General features: G+C 75.5%; 26 protein-coding genes. 12 read left to right on the forward strand and 14 right to left on the reverse strand.

What is annotated here, in order from left to right; all coding sequences use genetic code 11:
- Window positions 1-12 precede the first annotated feature (12 nt).
- Window positions 13-825, reverse strand: coding sequence for an alpha/beta fold hydrolase (locus tag ACWIX3_RS19430; protein ID WP_448608988.1), 813 nt, complete (start codon window positions 823-825; stop codon window positions 13-15).
- A 139-nt stretch (window positions 826-964) separates the two neighbouring features.
- On the opposite strand from ACWIX3_RS19430, the gene ACWIX3_RS19435 reads away from it, so the two are divergent.
- A complete protein-coding gene (locus ACWIX3_RS19435; protein ID WP_448608989.1) occupies window positions 965-1762 on the forward strand; it encodes a hypothetical protein in 798 nt (265 codons plus the stop codon).
- Between the two features lie 11 nt (window positions 1763-1773).
- Here ACWIX3_RS19435 and ACWIX3_RS19440 read toward each other — a convergent pair whose 3' ends face one another.
- The 7 genes from ACWIX3_RS19440 to ACWIX3_RS19470 all read right to left on the reverse strand — a co-directional run bounded on the left by ACWIX3_RS19440 (window position 1774) and on the right by ACWIX3_RS19470 (window position 8354).
- On the reverse strand, window positions 1774-2295 hold the full coding sequence (locus ACWIX3_RS19440; RefSeq protein ID WP_448608990.1) for a DinB family protein: 522 nt from the start codon (window positions 2293-2295) through the stop codon (window positions 1774-1776).
- 127 nt (window positions 2296-2422) lie between these two features.
- Entirely contained in the window at window positions 2423-2788 is a 366-nt protein-coding gene (locus tag ACWIX3_RS19445) for a hypothetical protein (protein ID WP_448608991.1), read from the reverse strand.
- A 109-nt stretch (window positions 2789-2897) separates the two neighbouring features.
- Entirely contained in the window at window positions 2898-4109 is a 1212-nt protein-coding gene (locus tag ACWIX3_RS19450) for a glycosyltransferase (protein ID WP_448608992.1), read from the reverse strand.
- A 71-nt stretch (window positions 4110-4180) separates the two neighbouring features.
- Window positions 4181-5284 carry a zinc-binding dehydrogenase gene (locus tag ACWIX3_RS19455; protein ID WP_448608993.1) on the reverse strand — a complete coding sequence of 368 codons (1104 nt, stop codon included), beginning with the start codon at window positions 5282-5284 and terminating at the stop codon, window positions 4181-4183.
- Entirely contained in the window at window positions 5281-6231 is a 951-nt protein-coding gene (locus ACWIX3_RS19460; RefSeq protein ID WP_448608994.1) for a Gfo/Idh/MocA family protein, read from the reverse strand. Before ACWIX3_RS19460 ends, ACWIX3_RS19455 begins: the two co-directional genes overlap by 4 nt.
- Window positions 6232-6270: 39 nt before the next feature.
- Window positions 6271-7239 (reverse strand): Gfo/Idh/MocA family oxidoreductase, encoded by a 969-nt coding sequence (locus ACWIX3_RS19465; protein ID WP_448608995.1) that lies wholly within the window; start codon window positions 7237-7239, stop codon window positions 6271-6273.
- A complete protein-coding gene (locus tag ACWIX3_RS19470; protein ID WP_448608996.1) occupies window positions 7236-8354 on the reverse strand; it encodes a glycosyltransferase family 4 protein in 1119 nt (372 codons plus the stop codon). Before ACWIX3_RS19470 ends, ACWIX3_RS19465 begins: the two co-directional genes overlap by 4 nt.
- A 174-nt stretch (window positions 8355-8528) precedes the next feature.
- Between ACWIX3_RS19470 and ACWIX3_RS19475 the strand changes: the two genes are divergently transcribed.
- Window positions 8529-8942, forward strand: a complete 414-nt coding sequence (locus tag ACWIX3_RS19475; RefSeq protein ID WP_448608997.1) for a PPOX class F420-dependent oxidoreductase — start codon at window positions 8529-8531, stop codon at window positions 8940-8942.
- A gap of 253 nt (window positions 8943-9195) precedes the next feature.
- Here ACWIX3_RS19475 and ACWIX3_RS19480 read toward each other — a convergent pair whose 3' ends face one another.
- Window positions 9196-10356, reverse strand: a complete 1161-nt coding sequence (locus ACWIX3_RS19480; RefSeq protein WP_448608998.1) for a PP2C family protein-serine/threonine phosphatase — start codon at window positions 10354-10356, stop codon at window positions 9196-9198.
- Window positions 10353-10775: a PAS domain-containing protein gene (locus ACWIX3_RS19485; RefSeq protein ID WP_448608999.1), complete on the reverse strand. Its 423-nt coding sequence runs from the start codon at window positions 10773-10775 to the stop codon at window positions 10353-10355. Before ACWIX3_RS19485 ends, ACWIX3_RS19480 begins: the two co-directional genes overlap by 4 nt.
- Window positions 10776-10951: 176 nt before the next feature.
- On the opposite strand from ACWIX3_RS19485, the gene ACWIX3_RS19490 reads away from it, so the two are divergent.
- Entirely contained in the window at window positions 10952-11890 is a 939-nt protein-coding gene (locus tag ACWIX3_RS19490; RefSeq protein WP_448609000.1) for a helix-turn-helix domain-containing protein, read from the forward strand.
- Window positions 11887-12417, forward strand: coding sequence for a dihydrofolate reductase family protein (locus ACWIX3_RS19495; protein WP_448609001.1), 531 nt, complete (start codon window positions 11887-11889; stop codon window positions 12415-12417). The genes ACWIX3_RS19490 and ACWIX3_RS19495 overlap by 4 nt, the downstream gene beginning before the upstream one ends.
- Window positions 12418-12432: 15 nt before the next feature.
- Here the strand turns inward: ACWIX3_RS19495 and ACWIX3_RS19500 are convergent, their stop codons facing one another.
- A complete protein-coding gene (locus ACWIX3_RS19500; protein ID WP_448609002.1) occupies window positions 12433-13002 on the reverse strand; it encodes a hypothetical protein in 570 nt (189 codons plus the stop codon).
- A 140-nt stretch (window positions 13003-13142) separates the two neighbouring features.
- Here ACWIX3_RS19500 and ACWIX3_RS19505 point away from each other — a divergent pair, with 140 nt between their 5' ends.
- Both ACWIX3_RS19505 and argG read left to right on the forward strand, forming a co-directional pair.
- The gene (locus ACWIX3_RS19505) at window positions 13143-14117 is read left to right on the forward strand and encodes a GlxA family transcriptional regulator (protein ID WP_448609003.1); all 975 of its coding nucleotides are present in this window, start codon (window positions 13143-13145) and stop codon (window positions 14115-14117) included.
- Between the two features lie 35 nt (window positions 14118-14152).
- Window positions 14153-15601 carry an argininosuccinate synthase gene (gene argG / locus ACWIX3_RS19510; RefSeq protein ID WP_448609004.1) on the forward strand — a complete coding sequence of 483 codons (1449 nt, stop codon included), beginning with the start codon at window positions 14153-14155 and terminating at the stop codon, window positions 15599-15601.
- A gap of 100 nt (window positions 15602-15701) precedes the next feature.
- Here argG and ACWIX3_RS19515 read toward each other — a convergent pair whose 3' ends face one another.
- Window positions 15702-16490: a putative hydro-lyase gene (locus tag ACWIX3_RS19515; RefSeq protein ID WP_448609005.1), complete on the reverse strand. Its 789-nt coding sequence runs from the start codon at window positions 16488-16490 to the stop codon at window positions 15702-15704.
- A 189-nt stretch (window positions 16491-16679) separates the two neighbouring features.
- On the opposite strand from ACWIX3_RS19515, the gene ACWIX3_RS19520 reads away from it, so the two are divergent.
- The 6 genes from ACWIX3_RS19520 to ACWIX3_RS19545 all read left to right on the forward strand — a co-directional run bounded on the left by ACWIX3_RS19520 (window position 16680) and on the right by ACWIX3_RS19545 (window position 22183).
- Window positions 16680-17939: an NRAMP family divalent metal transporter gene (locus ACWIX3_RS19520; RefSeq protein WP_448609006.1), complete on the forward strand. Its 1260-nt coding sequence runs from the start codon at window positions 16680-16682 to the stop codon at window positions 17937-17939.
- Window positions 17940-17953: 14 nt separating this feature from the next.
- Window positions 17954-18709, forward strand: a complete 756-nt coding sequence (locus tag ACWIX3_RS19525; RefSeq protein WP_448609007.1) for a LamB/YcsF family protein — start codon at window positions 17954-17956, stop codon at window positions 18707-18709.
- On the forward strand, window positions 18709-19320 hold the full coding sequence (locus tag ACWIX3_RS19530; protein WP_448609008.1) for a 5-oxoprolinase subunit B family protein: 612 nt from the start codon (window positions 18709-18711) through the stop codon (window positions 19318-19320). The genes ACWIX3_RS19525 and ACWIX3_RS19530 overlap by 1 nt, the downstream gene beginning before the upstream one ends.
- Window positions 19317-20198 carry a 5-oxoprolinase subunit C family protein gene (locus ACWIX3_RS19535; protein ID WP_448609009.1) on the forward strand — a complete coding sequence of 294 codons (882 nt, stop codon included), beginning with the start codon at window positions 19317-19319 and terminating at the stop codon, window positions 20196-20198. Before ACWIX3_RS19530 ends, ACWIX3_RS19535 begins: the two co-directional genes overlap by 4 nt.
- Window positions 20199-20301: 103 nt before the next feature.
- Window positions 20302-21549 carry an MFS transporter gene (locus ACWIX3_RS19540; protein WP_448609010.1) on the forward strand — a complete coding sequence of 416 codons (1248 nt, stop codon included), beginning with the start codon at window positions 20302-20304 and terminating at the stop codon, window positions 21547-21549.
- Between the two features lie 253 nt (window positions 21550-21802).
- On the forward strand, window positions 21803-22183 hold the full coding sequence (locus ACWIX3_RS19545; RefSeq protein ID WP_448609011.1) for an HNH endonuclease signature motif containing protein: 381 nt from the start codon (window positions 21803-21805) through the stop codon (window positions 22181-22183).
- A gap of 59 nt (window positions 22184-22242) precedes the next feature.
- Here ACWIX3_RS19545 and ACWIX3_RS19550 read toward each other — a convergent pair whose 3' ends face one another.
- Together ACWIX3_RS19550 and ACWIX3_RS19555 are read right to left on the reverse strand one after the other, a co-directional pair.
- The gene (locus ACWIX3_RS19550; protein WP_448609012.1) at window positions 22243-23499 is read right to left on the reverse strand and encodes a serine hydrolase domain-containing protein; all 1257 of its coding nucleotides are present in this window, start codon (window positions 23497-23499) and stop codon (window positions 22243-22245) included.
- Window positions 23500-23694: 195 nt separating this feature from the next.
- Window positions 23695-25155, reverse strand: a complete 1461-nt coding sequence (locus ACWIX3_RS19555; RefSeq protein WP_448609013.1) for a benzaldehyde dehydrogenase — start codon at window positions 25153-25155, stop codon at window positions 23695-23697.
- Window positions 25156-25171 lie beyond the last annotated feature (16 nt).

The raw sequence follows: 25171 nt of genomic DNA on the forward strand, positions 1-25171 counted from the left end.
CGCTCGTCCTCGTCAGCGCGGGCCCTTCTGCCGAGCGCCGAGGAAGTCGACGAGGACGGGGGCGAGGTCCTCGTCGGCCACCCCGTGCCACCCGCCGGGCAGGCTGCGGTGCACCCCGGCGGGCAGCCGCGCCGCGACCGACGCCGCCATCCCGGTGAGGTCGTCGCTGCTGCCCTGGCTGTCCAGCACCAGGGTCGGGACGGCGACCGACGCGAGCAGGTCCGCCGTCGTGGCCTCGCTGACCGCGCTGTCGTAGACCAGGGTGTGGGCCACCGACTCCATGGCCGACCACGACGGGCTCCCCCGCATCTCCTCGAGCACGTCGTCCGGGACCCCGATGCCGGTCAGGAAGTGCTCCACCGCGGCGGCGCGGCGCCCCTCACCGACGAGCGCGGCGAGCCGGGCGGTGAAGGCAGCCTGCTCCGGTCGGTCCTCCTCGCTGCCGATCGGCGGTTCGAGCAGCGCCATCGCCGGGATGGGCAGCCCCGCCGCGGCCGCATGGAGGGCCACCAGCCCGCCACTGGAGAACGCGTACAGGCACGCCGAGCCGCCGGCGTCCTCGATCAGGGCGGCGAGGTCCTCGACCTCGCGCTCCACGGCGTACGGCGGGGTGTCGCCGCTGTCCCCCCGGCCGCGGCGGTCGTAGTGGACGACGGTGAAGTCGCCGGCCAGCAGGCCGATCAGACCGCGGAACGAGCTGAAGCCGCGGAAGTGCCCGGCGGCGTCCACGAGGACCAGCGGCGGACCGGTCCCGGACCGCTCGAACGCGATCGTCGCCCCGTCCGCCGACCGGACGGTGTGGATCTCCGTGCCCGAGGTCGTCATCGTCGTCTCCCTGCGGCGTACCGGACCGCTCAGGGGTTGGACGCGCGGCGCGGCCCGGAGTCATCGCCCCGGTGTCCCGTGCGCTCGGTCCTGTCGGACCCCCGGCCTACCGTCGCGCCGTCGGGACGGAGGAGGGCACGTGTCGATCGAGCTGCTGTGGGCGGTGACGGACGGGCCGGCGGGCACCGCTGCCGTCGCGCTGCCCGAGGACGGCACGGCCGCCCGCGTGCTCGGTGTCGACCGCAGCAGCGGCTTCTGGTGCTCCCGGGAGGCCGGGGGGTGCGGCAGCCGGCTCGTCCTCGAGGTCCGCGACGGCGCCCGGCCGCACTTCCGCCACCCCGGCGACGTGCGCTGCGCCCTCACCGGGTCCGACGCCGAGCCGGCGTACGCGTCCCTCCGCTACCGGCGGGCCGTGGGGGCGTGGCTCGCCGCGCAGGGGTTCCGGCCGCGACCGGAGGAGGTCTCCGGACCGGCCTGGAGCGGCGGCCTGCACGTCGTCGTGGCCGAGGTCAGCTGCGCCGTGGCGGTGCAGCTCTCGCCGCTGCCCGACACCGCCTGGCGGGAGCGCGACGACCGGTACCGCAGGCGCGTCCGGCACGTGACCTGGCTCTACGGGCCCGCGGCCGAGTCGGCCGGGGACACGGAGCTGGCCGTGCGGGGCGTCGCCTACGCGGTGCGCCGGCACAACAGGGGCCTCCTCGTCGGCGTCCGGGACGTCGGGGGCGGGACGCGCTGGGTCCGGCTCGGCGCCTGCCGCCTCACCGCCGACGGGTTCGAGGCACCGGGCGCCGCGGAGGCCCGGGCGCTGCACGCGCGGCGCGCGGCCGACCGGCAGGACGCGGCGCGACGGGCGGCGCGGTGCGCGGAGCGGGCGGCGCGGGGGTCGCGGGTGCGTCGCGAGGTCGCGGACCTGCCCGTCCTCCCCTTCCCGGCCTGACGGGCGGCCGGCTACTCGCCGGTGGCGCCGTCGATGGCCTCGCGCAGCAGGTCGGCGTGGCCGTTGTGCCGCGCGTACTCCTCGACCAGGTGGAGCAGGATCCAGCGCAGCGAGAACTCGTCGTCCCGGCCCCACGGGGCGTCCGCGGTGTCGAGCGGGAGCTCGTCGACCACCTTGCGGACCGCGTCGGTGACCGAGTGCCAGGTCGCCCAGGCCGCGTCGACGTCCTCCTGCGTGACGGTCGCGGGGTCGACCCGGAACTGCTCGTCGCGGTCCTGCACCACGTCGGGCCACATGTCGAACGGGAGCCCACCGAAGCCGACGAGCCAGCCGGTCTCCACCGCCGCGAGGTGGCGCACCATGCCGAGCAGGGTGAGGTCCGAGGTGGGGACGGCGCGGGCCGCGAGCTGCTGCGGTGCCAGGCCGGCGCACTTCCAGACGAGCGTCTGCCGCTGGTGGTCCAGGAACCCGGTCAGCAGCGTCGCCTCGTCCCCGGTCAGCGGGGCCTCGGTGCGGTCGTCCTCGGGCGTCACTGCCCACCTCCTCGTCCGGTGTCTGCCGCGGCAGTCTGCAGCACCGGCGCCCGGACCCGCTGCGGGACCGTGGTCCGAGGACCCCTCGTCGTCACCGTGTGCACACAGCGGGGTGGGCCGCCGCGGGCTACTCCGAGGAAGGTGTCCCGGCCGAGCTCTCCTCCGGCGCGGGCACCGGCTCGTCCGGGCGCCGCCGGGTCAGGTGCGGCAGGTGCAGGCGCGGGACGTGCAGGGCCTGGCGGGTCTGCGCCAGCCGGTCGGTGACCCGCGACGGCAGGTGCACGTGCGGGATGTGCGACAGGTGCGCATGCGGCACGCGCTGCGCCATGAGCGCCGCCGCCCGCACCCGCAGCCCCGCCTCCTCGCGTGCCCGGATGGCCGCGCGGGCGGCCCGGTGGTCACGCTCCCACCGGGCGGTGTTGACCCGCGCCAGCCAGATGACCGCCCCGACCTCCAGCACGAAGCCGAGCACGACGACAGCCGCCCACCCCATGACGACCCACTTCCCGAGCCGCCGCGGCAGCCCGGTCCACCCGGCGTCCGCGGTGATACGGGCAGGATCCCGCCACCTGCGGTTCCGGGACAAGGGCGTCCGCAACGACTCACCGGGCGACACGCCGGTACACCTCCTGCAGCGCCGCCACGTGCGCCGCGGGGTCGTGCCGGGCGCGCACCCGCGCCCACCCCGCGCCGCCCATCCGGCCGGCCTCCGCGGGGTCCGACAGCACCCTGGCGAGCGCGCCGGAGAGCGCGGCGGCGTCCCCGGGAGGCACGAGGAGCCCGGTCGTGCCGTCGTCCACCAGCTCGGGGACGCCGCCCACCGCGGTGGCCACCACCGGCACCCCCTGCGCGGCGGCCTCGAGCACCGCCATCGGGCAGTTCTCCCACCACAGCGCCGGCAGGACGGCGACCGCCGCCGCCCGCAGCTCGGCGGCGACCCGATCGGGCGGCAGCGGGCCCAGGACGTCGACCGGCAACCCCTCCGCCGCGACCCGGGAGCGCACCGCCGGCTCCAGCCGCCCGGACCCGGCCAGCCGCACCCGCACGCCGGCCGGCAGCCCGGCGGCGGCGTCCAGGAGGGTGTCCACGCCCTTCTCCGCCACCAGCCGGGAGGCGTACAGCACGACGGGCGGCTCGGCACCCGCCTCCCGCGGCTCCGCAGCGGCGAACACCGGGTTGGGCAGCACCTCGACCCGGTCGGCCGGCAGTCCGCCGTCCACCACCCGGTCGCGGAGGAACGCGCTCGGCGCGAGGAACCGGTCGACCCGGTCGTAGACGCCGCGGGCGCGGGCGGCGTAGGAGTCCACGCCCGCGGCGACCGACCGCCACCGCGAGCCCTCGAGGCAGCGGTGCCGCACCACCTGCCAGTAGCCGCCGGACAGGCAGCGGGTGCACGGCGCGCCCTCGGTGAACAACCGGAAGTTCGGGCAGACCGGCTTGTAGTCGTGCAGCGTCATCACCGTCGGCACGCCACGGCCCCGGAGTGCGTCGAGCACCGAGAGGGTCAGCCGCTCGAAGACGTGGTGCACGTGCGCGACGTCCGGGCGCACCTCGTCGACCACCCGCGCCAGCGAGCGGTACGCCGACGGCGACCACACCCCCGCCCACGCCTCCCCGAACCGGGTGCGCGCGCCGGAGCCCGCCGCCACCGGCAGGGACGAGCGCACCGGGGTGGGCAGGGTCCGCTCCTCGGCCACGGCGAAGGGCACCACCTCGTGCCCCGCCGCCCGCAGCAGGTCCGCGGTGAGCACCAGCATCGTCTCGGCGCCGCCGGGCCCCTCGGTCCAGTGGTTGCCGACGAGCAGCACCCGCACGGCTCACCTGCCCCCTGCCCGGCTCCGCTCCTCGCTCGTTCCTCGATGGGCTGCCCCACGCAGCACGGCTGTCACCCGGGGCCGAACCGCAGCACGGCCTGCAGCGGCGGGGCGGCCAGCCGCCGGCCGGCGAGGTCGGCCAGCAGCCGCGGCCCCTCCTCGAACGGCAGGACGTCGGTGACCAGGTGCCGGCGGACGTCGTCCCCGCGCTCGCGCAGCAGGTCGAGGGTGACCTGCGCCAGCGCCGCCCGCGGCCAGGTGCCGGCCATGCCGCGCGGCACCCGGCCGATCTGCGCGCAGACGACCGCGAGGCCGTTGTGGTGGAACTCCTCGCCGAGCCGCACCGCCTCGGCGCCGGCCTGGTAGAAGCCGAGGTCGACGACGGTGCCCTGCGGGCGCAGCGCCTTGAGCCCGGTGGCCAGCGCGGCGTCGTGCCCGCGGCACTGCAGCACGACGTCGGCGCCGGCGTCCCCCGGCCCGTGCCGCCAGCGCTGCTTGGCCGCGCGCCACGCGGACCCGTCATCGGCGAGCGTGGCCAGGCCCAGCGTCTCGGCGACCGCGCGCCGCTCGGCGGAGGGCTCGGCGACGACGACGTCCGCGGCTCCGTGCTGCACGGCGAGCATCGCCGACAGCAACCCGATGACCCCGGCGCCGGTGACCAGCACGTGCCGGTCGCGCACCCCGGCGTCGACGCCCGCACCCGGCCCGGCGACGTCGGCGGCGGCGTGCAGCAGGCCGTTGACGCAGATCGGACCCATCTGCGCGAGGTAGACGCCCAGCAGCGGATCGAGGTCGTCGGGCACCGGGACGACCGGCCTGGCCGACGGGTCGGCGCAGGTGCCGGTGCGGTGCCCGTACGCCATGGCGACCAGCTGGCCCTCGGCCAGGTCGGAGCTGCGGCTCTCGGTGATCCGGCCGACCTCCATGTAGCCCAGCCCCATGACCGGGTAGGCGGCCGGCGGCCCGGCGTCGTCGAACGAGCGCAGGTCGGGGTCCCAGTGCAGCAGGTGGTGCGGGTCGGTGCCGCGGACCAGCGCGACCTCGGTGCCGGCGCTGATCCCGCTCCACTCGGTGCGCACCCAGGCCTGGCCGGGGCCGGGGTCGGGTACCTCGAGGTCCAGGATCGCCGGGCGCCCCGGCTCGACGACCCCGATGCTCCGGATCGCGCGGCTCACAGCTGCACCGTCCCGCCGTCGGCGGCCGCGGTGGCGACGGCGACCGCCAGCCGGTGGGTCCGCAGCGCCTCGCGGTACGGCGTCCGGACGTCGTCCCCCTCGCCCCGGACGGCGGCGACGAAGGCGCGGTCCTCGGCCTCGAAGGGGTCGACGTCGCGGTCGACGGTGCGTTCGCCGTCGGCGTCGGTGACGACGAGCTGGTGCTCGGTGAGCCAGAGCCCCAGGCCCGGGGCGACCAGCTCGACGCCGATCCGGTGCGCGCGGGGCAGCAGGCAGCTGTTGGAGAAGGAGCCGACCGCGCCGCTGTAGAAGCTCAGCGCGGCGGTGCAGACGTCGAGGATGTCGCCGGGGCCGTCGGGCGAGCGCGAGCCGGTGGCCCAGCCCCCCTCGACCTCCCCGACCAGCACCCGGGCGACGTCGAAGAGGTGGGTGGCCTGCTCGACGGTCTGCCCGCCGGAGCCGTCCTGCCGCGCCCACCAGTCCACCCGCGGCGCCTTGTCCAGCCACGCCCCGAGCACCATGCGGGCCGGCGCCCCGGCGAGCAGCTCGCGCGCGGTCTCCAGGGTGTCGAGGTAGCGCCAGTGGTAGCCGACCGCGGTGAGCAGGCCGGCGGCGTCGATCCGGTCGGCCAGCGCCTCGGCGGTGGCGAGGTCCCTCGCCAGCGGCTTCTCGACGAACAGCGGCAGCCCGCGCTCGACGGCCGCCGTCTCGACCTCGCCGTGCGCGTTCGGCGGGACGCAGACGTAGAGCGCGTCGAGCCGCTCCACGTCGAGCAGGTCCGACCAGTGCGCGTAGGCCGCGGCCCCCGCGCGGGCGGCGAGCACCTCGGCCCGGTCGACCCGCGGATCGGCGATCCCGGCGACGGTCACGCCCTCGATGGAGGTGAGCGCGTCCAGGTGCCGACCGGCGATGAACCCGGCCCCGACCAGGCCGATCCTCGTCGTCATGTCGGCCTCCTGCCCGGGCCGGCCGGGCGGCAACCCTCCTCAGTCCCCGAGCCGGACGGGGCTGCCCTCGCGCGCCGCCCGGTCGGCGGCACAGGCGAGGGCGTGCGAGCGCAGCCCCTCCGCGTAGGGGACCCGCACCGCCGGGGCGGCCCCGAGCAGCACGTCGACGAACTCGCGGTCCTCGACGGCGACGGGGTCCTCGTCGGAGCCGGTGGTCTCCTCCCCGTCGGCGTCGGAGACGCGCAGCTCGTGGTCGGACAGGCCGCGCTCGGTGACCTCCACGGCGAGCCCCTCGGTGACCAGCTGGAGCCCGACGGAGTGGCGGCGGCCGAGGACCCGCGCCGAGGAGATGGCCCCCACGGCGCCGGAGGCGAAGGTCAGCAGCGTGGTGGAGGCGGCCGGGACGTCGCCCTCGGGTGCCGTCCGCTCCACCGCGGCGACGGTGTCGACCTCGCCGGCCAGCAGCCGGGCGAGGTCGAACAGGTGGGTGGTCTGCTCGACGACCTGCCCGCCGGAGGCCGCGCGGCGCGACCACCACGGCGCGCCCGGGGTGCGGTCCAGCCAGGCACCGGTCACCAGGTGCACGGACCGGTCCCGCATCAGCTCCTCCGCCCGGCGCACGAGTCCCAGGTGCCGCCAGTGGTAGCCGACGGCCGTGGCCAGACCGGTCGCCGCGACCTCGGCCGCGATCGCCTCGGCGGTGGCCAGGTCCGGCCCCAGGGGCTTCTCGACGAAGAAGGGCAGGCCGCGGGCGAGCGCTGCCGCCTCCAGCGGTCCGTGCGCGAACGGCGGGACGCACAGCCAGACGGCGTCCAGCTCCTCGCTCTCCAGGAGGGCGAGCCCGTCGCCGTGGGCCCGGGCTCCGCACCGTGCCGCGGCCGCCTCGGCCCGCTCGGTCACCGGGTCGGCGACGGCCACGACCTCGACGTCGTCGAAGCCGGCGAGCGCAGCCAGGTGCCGGCCGGCGATGAACCCCGTGCCGACGACGGCGACCCGCAGGCGGCTCACCGCCGCGCCCCGCGCAGGGCCGCCTCGTAGACCGCCGCGGTGTCCCTGGCCATCCGCTCCCGGGTGAAGCCGGCCAGGTACCGCCGCCGGCCGGCGTGGCCCTGCCGGCGCCGGAGGACGGGGTCGGCGAGCAGCCGTCCCAGGGCCGCCCCCAGGGCGGCGGGGTCCCCCGGCCGCACGAGCGCGCCGGTGACGCCGTCCTCTACGACCTCCTCGGTGCCGATCACGCGCGTGCCGACGACCGGGAGTCCGGCCTCCATCGCCTCCAGGGCCACCAGCGGCATCCCCTCGTGCCGCGAGGGGAGGACGAACACGTCGGCCGCGGCGAGCAGCAGCCGGGCGTCGCCCCGGTGACCGGGGAACCGGACCGCGCCGCCCACGCCCAGCCCGGCCGCCCGCTTCTCCAGGGCCTCGCGCAGCGGCCCGTCCCCGACCAGGACCACGGCGAGGTCCGGGAACGGGGCGAGCAGCCCGGGCACGGCGTCGACCAGGTGCCACTGGCCCTTCATGTGGGTCAGCCGGCCCACCGTGAGAACGACGGGCTGCCGCGGGTCCAGGCCGAGGGCGGCACGGGCGGCGTCCCGACCGATCCGGTCGCGGAGCGGGGCCACGCCGTTGACCACGGTCGCGAACCGGTCGTGGGGAACGCCGATCCGGGAGTACGTGCGCCGCAGCCCCTCCGAGACGGCGATCAGCCGGTCGACCTCCTCGATCGCGTGGTGGTAGGCCCGCCGCTTGCGCGGGTGGGAGACCAGGAAGGGCAGGTGCTGGGTCTGCACGACCGCCCGGCACCCGGCGCGGCGGGCCAGGCGCACGCCGTCCCAGTCCTCGCACCCGGTGCCGACGTGGCAGTGGAAGACCTCGGCGGGGTGGGCCTCGAGGAAGCCGGTCACCACCGCGGCGAACCGGGGGTCGCGGGGGGAGGGCAGCTCCACCGTCCGGGCTCCGGCCTCGGCGGCCCGGTCGAGCAGCCGGCGACCACCCACCGTGGGTCTCGTCATGAGGGCCACGTCGGTCGTCCCGGCGTACTCGGCCACCAGGTCCACCATGTGCGCGCCCATCCCCGAGGGATCGGTCGACGGGGTGTAGAAGCAGATCGAGCGGCGCGCGGTCATCGGCGTCCCCCGTGGTCGGTGGGCCCCGTGGGCTCCGGGGACGAGGAAGCTATCGCCCCTCGCACCTCCGTGTGGTCTGGAGCGCACCGCGTTCCTGCTGGGGTCGTGGCTTGCTCCGCAGCCGCCATCTGACCCTCCGTGCGTGTCGGGCGACGGACCGGGTAGCAGCCCCACGTGGCTGACACCCAGGACGGTCCCGACCTGCACCCGACGACCCGCGAGCTGGCCAGCGGCCCCAACTACGCCGCGATCAGCACGCTGCTGCCCAGCGGCCGGATCCAGACGCAGTACATCTGGGTCGGCGTCGAGGGGGACCGGTTGTTCGTCAACACCGAACCGCACCGGCAGAAGTTCCAGGACCTCGAACAGGACCCGCGGGTGACCCTGGCGATCCGAGACGAGCAGAACCCGTACCGCTACGCCGAGGTCCGCGGCCGCGTCGTCGAGACCGAGCGCGGCCAGCGCGCCCGCGACCAGATCGACGAGCTGTCCCAGAAGTACGACGGCAAGCCCTACCCCGCCGAGAACATCAAGACGGAGCGGGTGATCGTCTGGATCGAGCCCGAGCGGCAGACGATCGCCGGCTAGAGGAGGACCCGCGGCGCCGGGTCGGGCTCACCGGCCGCGGCGGCGCCCGCGGCATGACCACCGATCCCTCCCCGTGGGAGCTCCACCCCTGCTTCCACCTGTGAGCAGGGGTGGAGCTCCCACGGAGGTACCGCACCCCGGGATGGCCGGTCGGCGGTCACAGCGGTGCTCGGAGCCAGTGGACGGTCACCGCGGCTGGTCGAGGCCGGCCAGCAGCTCGTCGAGGGTCACCGGCGGCCGCCGTACCCGCAGGTCAGGGCTCCCCGAACACCGGCTGCACGACCGGACCGAGGGCACCCGATGCCCGGGGGCAGGCCGCGGCGAGGTCGTCGAGCGGCGTCCAGCGCACCGCCAGCATGCAGACGTCGTCGTGCAGCGGGTCGTTCCCGGTCATGTCGGCGACCAGGGCGTCGCACAGCTGGTCGGGAGGTGCTCCGGACAGGGACTGCGCGGCGGTGCGAAGGCGGTCGAGCCCGGCGCCGAGGTCCTGTCCCCGTCGTTCGACCAGCCCGTCGGTGTAGAGGAGCAGCGAGTCGCTGGCGGTCAGTCGGTCGTGCGCGGACACGAACCGCGGCCCGGACAGGCTGGCCAGCGGCAGACTCCGACCCCCCTCGAGGAAACGGCTGGTGCCGTCGACCCCGATCAGCAGAGGCGGTGGGTGCCCAGCGCAGGCGTAGGTCAGCCGGCCGTCCCTGGGGTCGAGCACCGCGTAGGCGACGGTCGTGCAGGCCGCACCGGGGATGGCCTCGGCGAAGGCCGCGACGCGCCCCAGCAGCTCGGCGGGATCGGGGAAGGCGGGCGCCAGCGCCCGCAGCGCGCTGCGCAGCTGGCCCATCGTCGCGGCGGCGTGCACGCCGTGCCCGACGACGTCACCGACCACGTGGCCGACGGTGCCCTGGGGCAGGGTGATGACGTCGTACCAGTCACCGCCGACCTCCAGCTCCGGCGCGGCGGCACGGTAGACGTGGCAGGTCTGCAGATCCGGGACGTCGACCTGCCGCAGGAGGGAGCGCTGCAGCTCCACGGCGATCTCGTGCTCTCGCTCGGCCAGCCGGTGCTCGGCCGACACGTCCTGCAGCAGCACCATGACCCGCTCCGGGTCGACCCGGTGGAGCTGCACCTCGACGTGGACCGCCGTGTCCGCCGAGAACCCCGGGAGCTCGATGCGGCGGCCAGGCGCGAGCGGACCCAGCTGCTCCGGCCGGGTGCCCACGAGCGCCCGGAGGCCCGGCGCGAGGCGGTCCAGGACGGACACCAGGTCCTGCGCCGGCGGGTCGCCGTCCACGGGGGTCAGCATCCGCACCGCAGCCGGGTTGACGTGCTGCACGACGCCGGCGTTGTCCACCTCGATCAACCCGACGGGGCACAGGTAGAAGAACCGGTACAACCGCTCCAGCTCTTCTCCCGTGCTCATGGGTCGCGGACCGCGAGGTACTGCCGAGGTGACCCGGCTGCGGCGAGCAGGCGCAGCCGGACCGGGGACAGCCGCATCCGGAAGGTGAACGTGAAGTCGAGTTCCTCGTCCAGCGTGCGATCCGTCTCGGCAGCCCGGGTGAAACGTCCGGCCACCAGGGGGTGGTCCGCACAGGGACCGACCGATGTGAAGAAGTCGCGTCCCACCACGCGCTCGGGGCTGAGCCCCGACCGTCGTGACTCGTCCGCGTTGTAGTGCAGGACCACGCCGCGGCGGTCCATGGTGATCAGCCCGAAGGTCAGGTCGTCGAGGGCCTCGGCCGACGCGCGTTCCAGGGCACCGAGCAGCCCGGGGTCGGAGAAGGACGGCACGGTGCCCCCGGGCCACCGGTCAGCGCTCCCGGGGACGCGATCGGCCACGCGATCACGCTATCCCCGGCCGGGGGCGTCATGCAGGGACCCCAGCGCCCCGCTCGTGGTCGCTCCGACCGCAGCTGGGACGGCCGGCCGCGCGACGGTCGCCGTCGGCGCGGCGGTCGAGCAGGAGGGCAAGAACGGTCGGGCGCGGGGCCGCCGTCCCCGGCCAGACTCGCTACGTGGCCGACGACGACCCCCTCCCCGGGCGGGACCGCCTCCGCGAGCTGCTCGACGCGGTCCTCGACGAGGACAACCGCACGCTGCCCGACATGGCCGGTGACGCCTACGCCAGCCCCTGGTACTTCGCCCGGCAGGTCAGCCGCGGCGCCGGGGAGCCGCCGGTGGCACTGCGCCGACGGGTGCTGCTGGAACGGGCGGCGTGGCAGCTCCGCGAGGGGTCGAGCGTCACCGAGACCGCCTTCGCGGCCGGGTACGAGTCGGTCGAGGGCTTCGCCCGCGCCTTCGCCCGCGCCTACGGCCGCTCCCCCGGCACGCCGGACGACCACCGTCCGCGTACCCGCGACGAGCACTGGCTGCCCGCACCCAACGGCATCCACTTCCACCCGCCGACCTCGCTGTGGGTCGCCGATGAGAGCGGGCGCGGCTCCTCCGACGAGGTGACCGCGCTGCTGGTGCACCACGACGTCGAGGACACCCGCGCCCTGCTCGAGGTGGCCAAGCAGCTACCGGACGACGCCTACCGGCGCACCCGGATACCCGGGCACTCGGTGCTGCCCTGGGACGGCCCCGAGGAGTCGGTCGCCGCGGTCCTGGACACGCTGGTGTGGACCAAGGAGGTGTGGCTGGCCTCGATCGAGGGCGCCGGGCACCCCGCCCGCGGCGCCGACGACCCGGCCGCCCTGCTGGCCCGGCACGACGCCGTGGCGCCCCGCTGGCTGGCCGCCGTCCGGGACGTCGCCCGCCGCGGCGCCTGGGGCGACCGGCTGGTCGACGCGCTGTGCGAGCCGCCGGAGACGTTCGTCCTCGGCAGCGTCGTCGCCCACGTCCTCACGTTCTCGGCGCACCGGCGGCTGCTGGTGCGCCACCTGCTCCGGGACGCCGGCCTGGCCGTCGACACCGGGGACCCCATCGAGTGGCTGACCAGGAGGAATCGATGACGCGCACCGTCTACTACACCGCGACCAGCCTCGACGGCTTCATCGCCGACGAGCGCAACTCGCTGGACTGGCTGCTCTGCCGGCACTCCGACGAGCACGGCCCGATGGGGTACGCGGAGTTCGAGAAGCGGGTCGGCGCACTCACCATGGGCGCCACGACCTACACGTGGGTGCGGGAGCACGACCCGGACTCGTGGGCCTACAGCGTGCCGACGTGGGTGTTCACGCACCGGCAGCTGACCGCGTACCCCGGCGCGGACATCCGGTTCACCGCCGCCGACGTCGCCGAGGTGCACGCGGAGATGGTCGCGGCCGCCGGGGGGCGCGACGTGTGGGTCGTCGGCGGCGGCGACCTCGCCGGCCAGTTCGCCGACCGCGGCCTGCTCGACGAGGTGGTCGTGGCGATCGCCCCGGTCACCCTCGGCGGCGGGGCGCCGCTGCTGCCGCGCCGGCTGGAGCTGGCCCGCACCGAGGAGGCGGTCAACGGCGAGTTCGTCTGCGTCCGCTACGACGTCGTCCGGACGTGAGACCGCAGTCGGACCTCAGACGAGTGCCAGCGCGACCACCGCGGCCCCCAGCGGGACGTCGAGGAAGACGCAGGCCTCGGCCAGCGAGCGGGGGACGACGACGTCGCGGCGGAGGTGGACGGCGTCCCAGACGGCGTGGGCCATGAGCGCCAGCCCCGCGACGACGGCGCCGGCACGGGGGGCGAGCGCCAGGGCGGACACCGCGACCCCGCCGTAGGCCACCAGGGCGGCCGTCTCCGCGGCCAGCGCCGGCCGGGACCCCAGCCGGAGCCCGACGGCGACCAGTGCGACGGAGGCGAGCCCGAGGGTCGTCCACGGCGCCAGGTCGACGAGGCCACCGAGGGCGATGACGCCGGCGCTCGCCGGGATCGCCGCCCAGGCCACCCAGGGGCGGCCGAGCGCGGCCGCACCCAGGTAGCAGACGACGGCGACGCAGACGACGTCGACCGCGCTGTCGCGGTTCGCGGCCGATCCCGCGACGGTGACGGCGGAGGCCAGGCCGAGCGCGGCGGGCCAGCGGCGCAGGACCGACCTCGGCCCCGGGCGCCGCTCGCTCCGGACCGTGGTTCCTCCAGCGACGGACACGGGTCCTCCCGGGATGCGGCAGGGGGCCGGCCGTCGGCCTCCCTCCGGAGCGTCCGCCGGCACGCGCTCGGGGTCGGGGTCCCGGAGCGGGCAGGTCCGGAATCCTGGCGGGGAGGTCCGTCCGGCATAGGCTGCGGTGGGTGGACGAACCCTCGGTGGTCGTCGTCGGCTATCACCGCGCCGAGCTGCTCGACATCGCCAGCGTGACCTCGACCCTGGACGTGGCGAACCTGCTCGGGGCCGCCCCGCGGTACCGGGTCAGCCTCGTCGCCCCCGGGGGCCGGCCCGTGACCTGCCAGTCGGGTCTGGTCCTCCAGGCCGAGGGGGCGCTCGAGCACGTGCGGGGGCCGCTGGACACCCTCGTCGTCTCCGGCGGCCACGGGCACCGGAGCGCCGCGGCCGACGCCGTCCTGGTGGCGCACGTCCGCCGGCTGGCGCGGGAGAGCCGGCGCGTCGCCTCCGTCTGCACCGGCACCACGATCCTGGCTGCCGCGGGTCTCCTCGCCGGGCGGCGCGCCACGACCCACTGGCACTTCGCCCGCCGGCTGGCCCGGGAGCACCCGGACGTCCTCGTCGACCCCGACCCCATCTTCATCAGGGACGGGCCCGTCGCCACAGCCGCGGGGGTCACCAGTGCGCTGGACCTGACCCTCGCCTTCGTCGAGGAGGACCACGGCCCCGAGCTGGCCCGGCAGGTGGCGCGCGAGCTCGTCACGTACCTGCAGCGGCCGGGCAACCAGAAGCAGATGAGCGTGCACGTCACCGCCCCGCCCCCGCACGACACCGTCGTCCGCGACGTGGTCGCCGAGGTCACCGCCCACCTGGACGGCGACCTGTCCACCGCCCGGCTCGCCGGCTCGGCCGGGATCAGCGAACGGCACCTCACCCGCCTGTTCCTCGAGCAGCTGCACCAGACCCCGGGGCGGTTCGTGCGGCAGGCGCGCCTCGAGGCCGCGGCACACCTCCTGGTCTCCACCGAGCTGCCGGTGTCGAGGGTCGCCGCGCGGTGCGGGTTCCGTTCCGCCGAGACGCTGCGCCAGGCCTTCCTGGCGCGCTACGGCACGTCGCCGTCCGCCTTCCGGCGGACCCAGGCGCGTCAGCGACGAACCCACTGACGCATGACCATGCACGGTCGTGCATACTTCTTCGCGTGTCCAAGGTGCTCACGTCCCTGCCCGTCGGCGAACGCGTCGGGATCGCCTTCTCCGGCGGTCTCGACACCTCGGTGGCGGTCGCGTGGATGCGCGACAAGGGCGCGGTGCCCTGCACCTACACCGCCGACATCGGCCAGTACGACGAGCCCGACATCAGCTCGGTGCCCGGCCGAGCGACCGCCTACGGCGCCGAGATCGCCCGGCTGGTCGACGCCCGCGGAGCACTGGTCGAGGAGGGCCTGGCGGCCCTGACCTGCGGGGCGTTCCACATCCGCTCGGGCGGCCGCAGCTACTTCAACACCACCCCGCTCGGGCGGGCGGTCACCGGCACCCTGCTGGTCCGCGCGATGCTCGAGGACGACGTGCAGATCTGGGGCGACGGCTCCACCTTCAAGGGCAACGACATCGAGCGGTTCTACCGCTACGGCCTGCTGGCCAACCCGTCGTTGCGGATCTACAAGCCGTGGCTGGACGCCGACTTCGTCACCGAGCTCGGCGGGCGCAAGGAGATGTCGGAGTGGCTGGCCGCCCACGACCTGCCCTACCGGGACAGCGCCGAGAAGGCCTACTCGACCGACGCCAACATCTGGGGCGCCACCCACGAGGCCAAGTCCCTCGAGCACCTCGACACGGGCGTGGAGATCGTCCAGCCGATCATGGGCGTGCGGTTCTGGGACCCCGCGGTGGAGATCGAGCCCGAGGACGTGACGATCGGCTTCGAGCAGGGCCGCCCGGTCACGATCGACGGCAAGACCTTCGACACCGCCGTCGACCTGGTGCTGGCGGCCAACGCCATCGGCGGCCGGCACGGCCTGGGCATGTCCGACCAGATCGAGAACCGGGTGATCGAGGCCAAGAGCCGCGGCATCTACGAGGCGCCCGGGATGGGGCTGCTGCACGCGGCCTACGAGCGGCTGGTCAACGCCATCCACAACGAGGACACCCTCGCCACCTACCACAGCGAGGGACGACGGCTGGGCCGGCTCATGTACGAGGGCCGCTGGCTGGACCCGCAGGCGCTGATGCTGCGGGAGGCGCTGCAGCGGTGGGTCGGGACGGCGGTCACCGGCGAGGTGACCCTGCGGCTGCGGCGCGGCGAGGACTACTCGATCCTCGACACCACCGGGCCGGCGTTCAGCTACCACCCGGACAAGCTGTCCATGGAGCGCACCGAGGACTCCGCCTTCGGGCCCTCGGACCGGATCGGCCAGCTGACCATGCGCAACCTCGACATCGCCGACTCCCGGGCCAAGTTGGAGCAGTACGCGGCGCTGGGCATGGTCGGCAGCACGCACCCGCGGCTGATCGGCGCCGCCCAGGCGGCCTCGACCGGGCTGATCGGCGCGATGGACGCCGGTGGTGCCGAGGCCATCGCCTCCCGCGGCACGGTCACCGACGACGAGCAGCTGCTCGACCGCGCCGCGATGGAGTCCGGCACGGACTGAGGGAGGACCCCTGCCCCCCGCGCCTCGCAGGCTCGGCGCGGGTCCCTGCAGGGGGCCACCGGTCACGGGTCCAGGGCGGGCCCCGAGGACCGGCCGGAGTTCAGGACTGCCGGTAGACCGCGTCGGGCACGTCGGTGACGAACATGTGCCCCGGCGCGTGGGTGATGGCGAACGGCGGCCGGGAGGCCATCAGCGCCGCCTGCGGGGTGACCCCGCAGGCCCAGAACACCGGGACGTCGCCGTCGGCGCACTCGACCGGGTCACCGAAGTCGGGCGCCCCCAGGTCGGCGATGCCCAGGGTCCCGGGCGCACCGACGTGCACCGGCGCCCCGTGCACCTGCGGCATCCGGGCGGTCACCTGCACCGCGGCGGACACCAGCTCGCCCGGCACCGGCCGCATCGACACCACCAGCGGCCCGGACAGCCGGCCGGCGGGGCGGCACGCCCGGTTCGTGCGGTACATCGACACGTTGCGGCCCTGCTCGATGTTGCGCACCGGCACACCGGCGTCGAGCAGCGCGGTCTCGAAGCTGAAGCTGCACCCGATGAGGAACGCGACCAGGTCGTCGCGCCACAGCTCGACGACGTCGGTCGGCTCGCCCACCAGCTCGCCGTCCCGCCACACCCGGTAGCGCGGCAGGTCGGTGCGCAGGTCCGCCCCTGGCGCCAGCACGGTGGACGTCGCCCCCGCGTCGGTCACGTCGAGCAGCGGCACCGGCTTCGGGTTGCGCAGACCGAACAGCAGCACGTCGTAGGCCCAGTCCTGCGGGACGACGACGAGGTTGGCCTGGGTGTAGCCGGGCGCCCAACCCGACGACGGGACGGCGAGCCCGGCGCGGTAGTGCTCGCGGGCGAGCGCGGGGTCGGCGGCGGGCAGCGTGGCGGTCACGGGGTCCTCCTCGGTCGGTCGCGCGAGGCCATGCGCCCATCGTGTCCAACGGACGGCGTCGAGGAACAGGCCGCCGGTCCCCTCACCGGATCGTCCGGAGCCTCTATGGTCCATCTCCTGCGGTCCGGCCCCGCCGGGTGTCCGAGCCGCCGAGACGGGTAACGGCGACCCCACCGACCGGGAGCAGCCATGGCATCCGAACCGACCGTCCCCCAGGGTCCCCCGGCCGCGTCGGCGGCCGCCCCGACGAGCGGCCGCATGGCCGCCAGCACCCGCTCGACCCTGCTCGGCGCGATGTTCCTCATGGCCACCTCGGCCATCGGGCCCGGCTTCATCACCCAGACGACGACGTTCACCGTCCAGCTGGGCGCCGCGTTCGCCTTCGCGATCGCCGTCTCGATCGTCATCGACATCGCGCTGCAGCTGAACGTGTGGCGGGTGATCGGGGTCAGCGGCCGGCGGGCCCAGGAGCTGGGCAACCTGGTCGCCCCCGGCCTCGGCTGGGTGATGGCCGCCTTCCTGCTGATCGGCGGGCTGGTGTTCAACATCGGCAACGTCGCCGGTGCGGGCCTCGGCACGGACGCGATGCTCGGCCTGGACCCGAGGATCGGCGGCGCCATCTCCGCCGTCATCGCCATCGCCATCTTCCTCAGCCGGCGAGCAGGGGTCGCGGTCGACCGGATCGTCGTCGTCCTCGGCCTGCTGATGATCGTGCTGACCGCCTACATCGCGATCACCTCGGGCCCCCCGGTGGGGCGGGCGCTGCGCAACGTCGTCCTGCCCGAGGAGGTCTCCTTCCTGGCGATCACCACGCTGGTCGGCGGCACGATCGGCGGCTACATCGTCTACGCCGGCGCCCACCGGCTGCTCGACTCCGGCGTCACCGGCCGGGAGCACGTCCGCGACATCACCCGCGGCTCGATCACCGGGATCGTGATCACCGGGATCATGCGGGTCGTCCTCTTCCTCGCCATCCTCGGCGTGGTGGCCGGAGGCGCCGAGCTCGGCACCGAGAACCAGGCGGCCAACGCCTTCCAGGCGGCGGCGGGCCAGGTCGGGCTGCGGGTCTTCGGCGTCGTGCTGTGGGCCGCGGCCATCACCAGCGTCATCGGCGCCTCCTACACGACGGTCTCCTTCGTCACCTCCCGCACCCGCACGAGCGACCGCACCCGCACGCTCCTGGTCGTCGGCTTCATCGCGGTCACCACCCTGGCCTTCCTGCTCATCGGAGCCGCCCCGACCACGCTGCTGGTCTTCGCCGGCGCGTTCAACGGGCTGCTGCTGCCGATCGGGATCGCGGTGATCCTCTGGGTCGCCACCCGCCGGTCGGACCTGTTGAACGGGTACCGCTACCCGCGCTGGCTGCTGGTCGTCGGCTGGCTCGCCTGGCTGCTGACGCTCTACCTGGCGGTCAACTCGGTCCGCCCGGTGATCGCGCTGTTCTCGTGAGGGAGGCTGACGGGATGGACCTCAACTCCGACCTCGGCGAGGGCTTCGGCCAGTGGCGGCTCGGGGACGACGAGGCGCTGCTCGACGTCGTGACCAGCGCGAACGTGGCCTGCGGCTTCCACGCCGGTGACCCGTCGATCATGCGGCGGGTGTGCGCCCGCGCCGCCGGGACCGGGGTGGCCGTCGGGGCGCAGGTCTCCTACCGCGACCTGGCCGGGTTCGGCCGCCGCTTCATCGACGTGGAGCCCGACGAGCTGACCGCCGACGTGCTCTACCAGCTCGGGGCGCTGGAGGCCTTCGCGCGCGTGGCCGGCACCCGGGTGCGCTACGTCAAGCCGCACGGCGCGCTCTACAACACGATCGTCTCCCACGAGGAACAGGCGGCGGCGGTGGTGCGGGCGGTGGTCGAGTACGACCGCGAGCTGCCGGTGATGGGGCTGCCCGGGTCGGCCTGGCTGCGGCTGGCCGACGAGGCCGGGCTGACCACGGTGGCCGAGGCGTTCGCCGACCGGGAGTACACCCCCGAGGGGACGCTGGTCTCCCGCCGGCTGCCCGGCGCGGTGCTGCACGACGCCGACGAGATCGCCCGCCGCTGCGTCGCGATGGCCACCGGCGAGCCGGTCACCGACGTCGAGGGCGGCCTGCTGCGGCTGGCGCCCCAGTCGATCTGCGTGCACGGCGACACCCCCGGCGCGGTGGCGATCGCCCGGCAGGTGCGCGAGGCCCTGACCGCGGCCGGGATCTCGCTGGCGCCGTTCGCCGCCGCCTGATGCGCGTCCTGCCCAGCGGGTCGACCGCGCTGCTGGTCGAGCTCGACGACCTCGACGACGTCCTCGGCCTGTACGCCGCGCTCACCGCCGAGCCGGTCGAGGGCGTCGTGGACGTCGTCCCCGCGGCGCGCACCGTGCTGCTGGTGACCGACCCCGCGGTGACCACCCTGGCCGCCGCGGAGCAGGCGGTGCGGCGCACGACGCCGCGCCCCGGCCGGCGGGACGGCGGGGAGCTGGTCGAGCTGCCGGTCGTCTACGACGGCTCCGACCTCGGCGACGTCGCCGCGCACCTCGGCATTCCGCCCGACGAGGTGGTGCGCCGGCACACCGGCACGGAGTGGACGGTCGCCTTCTGCGGCTTCGCGCCCGGCTTCGGCTACCTCACCCCCGACGGCGAGCCGTGGGACATCCCGCGCCGGGACAGCCCCCGCACCAAGGTGCCGCCCGGCTCGGTGGCCCTGGCCGGTGGGTTCAGCGGCGTCTACCCGCGGGAGTCCCCGGGCGGCTGGCAGCTCGTCGGCCGCACCGACGTCGCCGTCTTCGACGTCGACCGCGACCCCGCGGCGCTGCTGCGCCCCGGCGTCCGGGTGCGCTTCACGGAGGCCCCGTGACCGGCCGCGCCGCGGCGGAGGACGGCGCGACGCGCTCCCTCACCGTGCTGGCGACCGGCCCGCTGACCACCGTGCAGGACGGCGGCCGACCCGGGCAGGGCGCGCTCGGCGTCGGCCGGTCCGGCGTCTGCGACCGGGCCGCCGCGCGGCTGGCCAACCGGCTGGTGGGCAACGCCCCGGACGCCGCGGTGCTCGAGGTGACCCTCGGCGGGCTGGCCCTCCGGGCCGGCGCGGACCTGGTGGTGACCACGACCGGGGCCCGGTGCTCCGACGCGCACAACGCCCCGGTGACGCTGCGGGCGGGTCGCGAGCTGCGGCTCGGCGTGCCGGGGACCGGGCTGCGCACCTACGTCGCCGTGCGCGGTGGCGTCACCGTCGAGCCGGTGCTCGGCAGCCGCTCGACCGACCTGCTGTCCGGCCTCGGCCCGCCGGTGCTCTCCCCCGGCGACGTGCTGCCGGTCGGAGAGCCCACCGCGCCGATGCCGGGGGTCGACCTCGCGCCGGTGCCCGACCCGCCGGGGGGCGAGGTGACCGTGCGGGTGCTGCCCGGCCCGCGCGCCGACTGGTTCTCCTCCGAGGCCGCGGCCGCCCTCACCTCGACGGCCTGGGAGGTGACCGGCGAGAGCAACCGGATCGGCCTGCGGCTGGCGGGCGTCGTCCTGGAGCGGACCCGCACCGGGGAGCTGGCCAGCGAGGGCATGGTCCGCGGGGCGCTGCAGGTACCGCCGTCCGGGCAGCCGGTGCTCTTCCTCGCCGACGCCCCCGTAACCGGCGGCTACCCGGTCATCGGCTACGTCGAGGACGCCGACGTCGACCGCTGCGGCCAGCTGCGGCCGGGCCAGACCCTCCGCTTCCGCGGCGCCGTCGTCCCCCGCTGACCGGCTGCCCGGCCATCGCCGTGAGCCTCCGGGAGGCGCCGGCCCGGGCTGCGCGACGATCAGGTCTGCCCACCCCCGTCCCCGATCCCGTGGAGGAACGCGCGTGCAGACCGCCGACCCGGCGACCCGAACCGGCTCCCCGCGCCGGTGGTGGGCCGTGCTCGCGCCCGCCGCCGCCCTGGTGCTGGCCGCCCTGTGCCTGCGTGCGCCGTTCTCCGCCGTCGGGCCGGTCCTCGGCGAGCTGGGCACCGAGCTGTCCGTGCCGCAAGCCGCGCTGTCGGTGCTGCCCGCGCTCCCGCTGATCTGCTTCGGCCTGGTCTCCCCCGTCGCGCCCGCGCTGGCCGCGCGGCTCGGCGTCCAGCGCGCCGTCCTGGCCGGCCTGGTGGTGCTCGCAGTCGGGATCGCGCTGCGCACGGCCGGCACCTGGGGTCTCTACGCCGGCACCGTGCTGCTGTCGGCCGGCATCGCGGTGGGCAACGTGCTGGTCCCGGCGGCCGCCCGGGCCGCGTACGGGGACCGCGCGGCACCGGTGCTCGGCGCGGCGACGGCGTCGATGGGGTTCTCGGCGAGCCTCGGCGCGGGCCTGGCCCAGCCGCTGACCACGGCGACCGGCAGCGCGGTCGCCGGGCTGACCGTGTGGATCGCGCCGGTGCTGGTCGCGGCCGCCGCGATGGCGCTGCTGGCCCGGCGCCGCGGGCCCGCGGCCGGCTCCCGGGTGGCCCGGCCACCGGTGGTCGCCGTCCTGCGCGACCGGGTGGCGCTGGCGGTGACGGTCTTCTTCGGCCTCCAGTCGCTGGCCTTCTACGTGATGCTCACCTGGATGGCCGACGTCCTGGAGGACGACGCCGGGGCGTCCGCGGTGAGCGCCGGGGCCCTGGTGGCCGTCGCAGCGGCGTTCGGCGCGCCCTGCGCGCTCGTCGTCCCACCCCTCGCCGCTCGGGCCCGCTCCCAGGTCGGGTGGGTGGTCGGCGCGACGCTGCTGTCGGCGGTCGGGATCGTCGGGCTGCTCGTCGCGCCCGCGGCCGCCCCGGCGGTGTGGGCGGTGCTGTGGGGTCTGGGCACGGGGACGGCGTTCCCCCTGGCCCTCACGCTGGTGCTGGTGCGGACCCGGGACGTCGCCCAGACCGGCCGGCTGTCGGCGGCCGCGCAGAGCGTCGGGTACCTGCTGGCCGCGACCGGCCCGCTGGCCGTGGGGCTGCTGCACGACGCGACCGGCGGGTGGCGCTCAGGGCTGGCCGTGCTGGCGGTCCTGCAGGTCCTCCAGCTCGCGGCCGGGCTGTACGCGGGCCGGCCGGGGTTCGTGACCGAGGCGCCGGCGGACGCAGCCCGCGCTGCGGGAGTTCGCCGCTGACCACGTTCCTGCGTCGGCGGGCCGGTCTGCGCAGCCCGAGGAGGTCAGTGGCCTGCCGATCACCACCGCCCACCTGCGCGGGCTGCTCGTCGAACTCAGCGCGCTGGGCCTGCAGGCCCCGGAGGTGGACCGCTGACCCTGGCGCTCACCGACGCCGACGGCGCGCTGCGGGCCACCGCCACTGCCGACCAGCTGGCGCGCCTGGCCCGCCGGGGGTGCCCCCACCCACCGCGAGCAGGACTGCGGCTGCCCGGTGCTGGGTCGGCCGGCACCCACCGACGCCCACTACCCGACCGCGGCGCAGGACGCACTCGTCACCACCCGCGACCGGGCCTGCCGCTTCCCGGACTGCGGTCAGCGGGTGGGCGGGGCCGACCGCGACCACGTCCTCCCGCACGCCCACGGCCGGCCCACCGACTGCGCGAACCTGTGCTGCCTGTGCCGCAGCCACCACCGGCTCAAGACCCACGCCCCGGGCTGGCGCTTCGTCGTGGACCCCGACGGCACCCTGCACGTCACCACACCCTCCGGGGTCACCCGCACCACCCGGCCACCCGGGCTGCGGCGACCATCCCAGCCACCCGGATCCAGACCGGCAGCCCCCGAGCCGGCACCGGGCCGACGGATGCAGTGACGCGCGATGATCCCCTGCGGGCGGCGGCGGAGAACCCGCCGCCGCCCGGGGACCGCCGGTCAGTCCTCGATCGACTGGTACACGACCGCCCGGAAGTCGGCCTCGGGCAGGTCGAAGCCGACCATGTGCTGCGTCAGGAGCACGCCGACGATCTCCTCGACCGGGTCGACCCAGTAATAGGTCTTCGCCGCACCGGCCCAGCCGAACTCGCCGGGGGAGCCGGCCAGCGCGCTCTGGCCGATGTCCATGGCGACGCGAGAGCCCAGGCCGAACCCGTAGCCGAGCGCCGGTACGCCGGCGAGGGCGTACGGGCGCAGGGCCGGTGCGAGATGGTTCGTGTGCATCAGCTCGAGCGTCTTGCGGCCGAGGATGCGGGTGCCGTCCTCCGCCTTGCCCGTGAGCAGCATGTTCGCGAAGCGCAGGTAGTCCGAGCCCGTCCCGAAGAGGCCGAGGCCGCCACGCTGGAAGACGTCCGCCGCGTCGCTCGGATAGGTCGCCTCCACGTCGCGGCGGCCCAAGTCGCCGGCGGCGAACGCGGCCGCCAGGGTGCTGAACGTCATGTCCTGGGCGATGATGTCCGGCAGGCCGTACATGGCGGAGATGCGGCCGCGCGCGGACTCCGGCACGCCGAAGGCCGTGTCGGTCATCCCGAGCGGCCCGAAGAGGCGCTCCTGGAGGAAGTCCCCGAGCTTCTGGCCCGAGATGACCTCGATCAGGCGCGCCGTCACGTCGGTGCCCAGGCTGTAGTGCCACATCGTCCCGGGCGCGAAGGCGAGCGGAATCGTCGCAAGCTCGTCGATGAGCTGCTCCAGCGTGCGCGTCGGGTCGTGCATGAGCTGCTTCGCGCGGTACTGCTCCGCGACCGGGAAGTCCTCGAGGAAGTCGTAGGTGAGCCCGCTCGTATGGCTCATCACGTCGCGGATCTGCATCGGGCGCAGCGGCGACTGATCCTCGAGCGTCCCGCCCGGCCCAGCGATCTTCGTCGCCCCGAACGCCGGGATCCACTTGGCGACCGGGTCGACGAGCTGGAACTTCCCCTCCTCGAAGAGCGTCATCAGCGCAGTGCAGATGATCGGCTTGGTCATCGAGTACAAGCGGTAGATCGTGTCCTCCGCCAGGGGCACCTCGGCTTCGCGGTCCTGCCAGCCGATCCGCCCGGCATGGACGAGCTGCCCGCGGCGCGACACGAGCGTCGTGAAGCCTGGATAGCCGCGCTCGTCAACGTATTTCTGCAGCGCGGGCGCGATGCGCTCGAGGCGGTTGGCGCTCATCCCCACCGCCTCCGGAGACGTGAGCCGGTCTTCGACCTGTGTCATGCGCAACTCCTTCGCCCGGGACGGGCGCCCACCATATGCCGGTGGCCCATCCTCGATCGGGCGGGCTGACCACCGGCTCTCGCCGAGCAAGCACCGGCAGCGCCTGCGGGGTGGGCGTCACCGCAGCCTGTCCCAGAGCGGGCCGCTCAGGGACACCCGCAGCAGTCGCGACGCACATGATCCGCAGGACATGCCCTAGAACGGATAGGCGGGCAGGTCGCCGCGCAGGGTCACCCACTGGGTCTCGGTGAACGCCTCGATGTTGGCCTGCGGGCCGCCGTGCCGGGAGCCGGTGCCCGAGGCCCCGACCCCGCCGAACGGGGCCACGGCCTCGTCGTTGACCGTCTGGTCGTTGATGTGCACCAGGCCCGACGGGATCCGCTCGGCCAGCTGCAGCCCGGCGTAGACGTCGCGGGTGAGGATGCCCAGGGAGAGCCCGTACTCGGTGCCCCGGGCCAGCTCCACGACCTGGTCGAGGTCGGAGAACGGGGTCACCGGGGCGACCGGGCCGAAGATCTCCTCCCGGTACGCGGGCGCCTCGACCGGGACGTCGCCGAGCACGGTCGGCCGGTAGAACAGCCCCTCGAAGGTGCCGCCGGTGCGCAGCGTCGCCCCGCCGTCGACGCTGCTCGTGACCAGGCCGTGCACCCGGTCGCGCTGGCCGGCGTCGATGAGCGGGCCGAGCGCGACCTGCTCGCGGAAGGGGTCGCCCACCGGCAGCTCGTCGACCTTCTCGGTGAGGACGGCGGTGTACTCCTCGGCGATCGACTCGTGCACCAGGTGCCGGCTGGTGGCCATGCAGATCTGGCCCTGGTGGGCGAAGGTCCCCCACGCGCCCACCGAGGCGGCCGCGGTCACGTCGACGTCGGGCAGCACGATGAGCGCGGAGTTCCCGCCGAGCTCCAGGTGCGCCCGCTTGAGGTGCTGACCGGCCAGCGCGCCGACCGCGCGGCCGGCCCTCGTGGAGCCGGTGAACGCGATGATCCGCACCGGCGGAGCGGTCACCAGCGCCTCGCCGACGTCCGCGCCGCCGGGCAGCACCTGGAACACGCCGGCCGGCAGGCCGGCCTCCTCGAACACGCGGGCGAAGAGCACGCCGCCGGAGACCGCGGTGCGCGGGTCGGGCTTGAGGACGACGGCGTTGCCGAGCGCCAGCGCCGGGGCGATCGCCCGGATGGCCAGGATGGTCGGCACGTTGAACGGCGCGATGACGCCCACGACGCCGGCCGGCACCCGACGGGCGAAGGAGAGCCGGGGCGATCCGGTGCGCAGCAGCTCGCCGTACGGGTGGCTGGGCAGCGCCGAGGCCTCGTAGCACTCCGCCGCGGTGGTGTGGACCTGGAAGTCGCCGAAGGGCTGAATGGCGCCGGTCTCCCGGGCCAGCCACCCCTTGATCTCGTCGGCGTGGGCCTCGAGCACCTCGCCGGCGCGGCGCAGCACCCGGGCGCGGTCCGCGAACGGCAGTGCCGCCCACGACTGCTGTGCCTCGGCGGCCCGATCCGCAGCGGCCGCGACGTCCTCAGGGGTCGCCCGCCCGACGGCGCCGACGACGTCCCCGGTCGCGGGCTCGACCACGTCGTAGGTGCCGCCCGACCCGTCGGTCCAGGCGCCGGTCCAGAGCTTCCCCTGCCACGGGCCGTCGTCCAGCAGTGCCATGCCTGTCCTCTCGTCG

The organism is Geodermatophilus sp. URMC 60 (assembly GCF_053502585.1).

What these genes read in the sequence shown, in the direction of transcription:
- ACWIX3_RS19430 (WP_448608988.1), bottom strand. Translation starts at nt 825, where the DNA reads ATGACGACCTCGGGCACGGAGATCCACACCGTCCGGTCGGCGGACGGG.
- ACWIX3_RS19445 (WP_448608991.1), bottom strand. Translation starts at nt 2,788, where the DNA reads ATGGGGTGGGCGGCTGTCGTCGTGCTCGGCTTCGTGCTGGAGGTCGGG.
- ACWIX3_RS19460 (WP_448608994.1), bottom strand. Translation starts at nt 6,231, where the DNA reads ATGACGACGAGGATCGGCCTGGTCGGGGCCGGGTTCATCGCCGGTCGG.
- ACWIX3_RS19470 (WP_448608996.1), bottom strand. Translation starts at nt 8,354, where the DNA reads ATGACCGCGCGCCGCTCGATCTGCTTCTACACCCCGTCGACCGATCCC.
- ACWIX3_RS19480 (WP_448608998.1), bottom strand. Translation starts at nt 10,356, where the DNA reads ATGAGCACGGGAGAAGAGCTGGAGCGGTTGTACCGGTTCTTCTACCTG.
- ACWIX3_RS19495 (WP_448609001.1), top strand. Translation starts at nt 11,887, where the DNA reads ATGACGCGCACCGTCTACTACACCGCGACCAGCCTCGACGGCTTCATC.
- ACWIX3_RS19520 (WP_448609006.1), top strand. Translation starts at nt 16,680, where the DNA reads ATGGCATCCGAACCGACCGTCCCCCAGGGTCCCCCGGCCGCGTCGGCG.
- ACWIX3_RS19525 (WP_448609007.1), top strand. Translation starts at nt 17,954, where the DNA reads ATGGACCTCAACTCCGACCTCGGCGAGGGCTTCGGCCAGTGGCGGCTC.
- ACWIX3_RS19530 (WP_448609008.1), top strand. Translation starts at nt 18,709, where the DNA reads ATGCGCGTCCTGCCCAGCGGGTCGACCGCGCTGCTGGTCGAGCTCGAC.
- ACWIX3_RS19550 (WP_448609012.1), bottom strand. Translation starts at nt 23,499, where the DNA reads ATGACACAGGTCGAAGACCGGCTCACGTCTCCGGAGGCGGTGGGGATG.
- ACWIX3_RS19555 (WP_448609013.1), bottom strand. Translation starts at nt 25,155, where the DNA reads ATGGCACTGCTGGACGACGGCCCGTGGCAGGGGAAGCTCTGGACCGGC.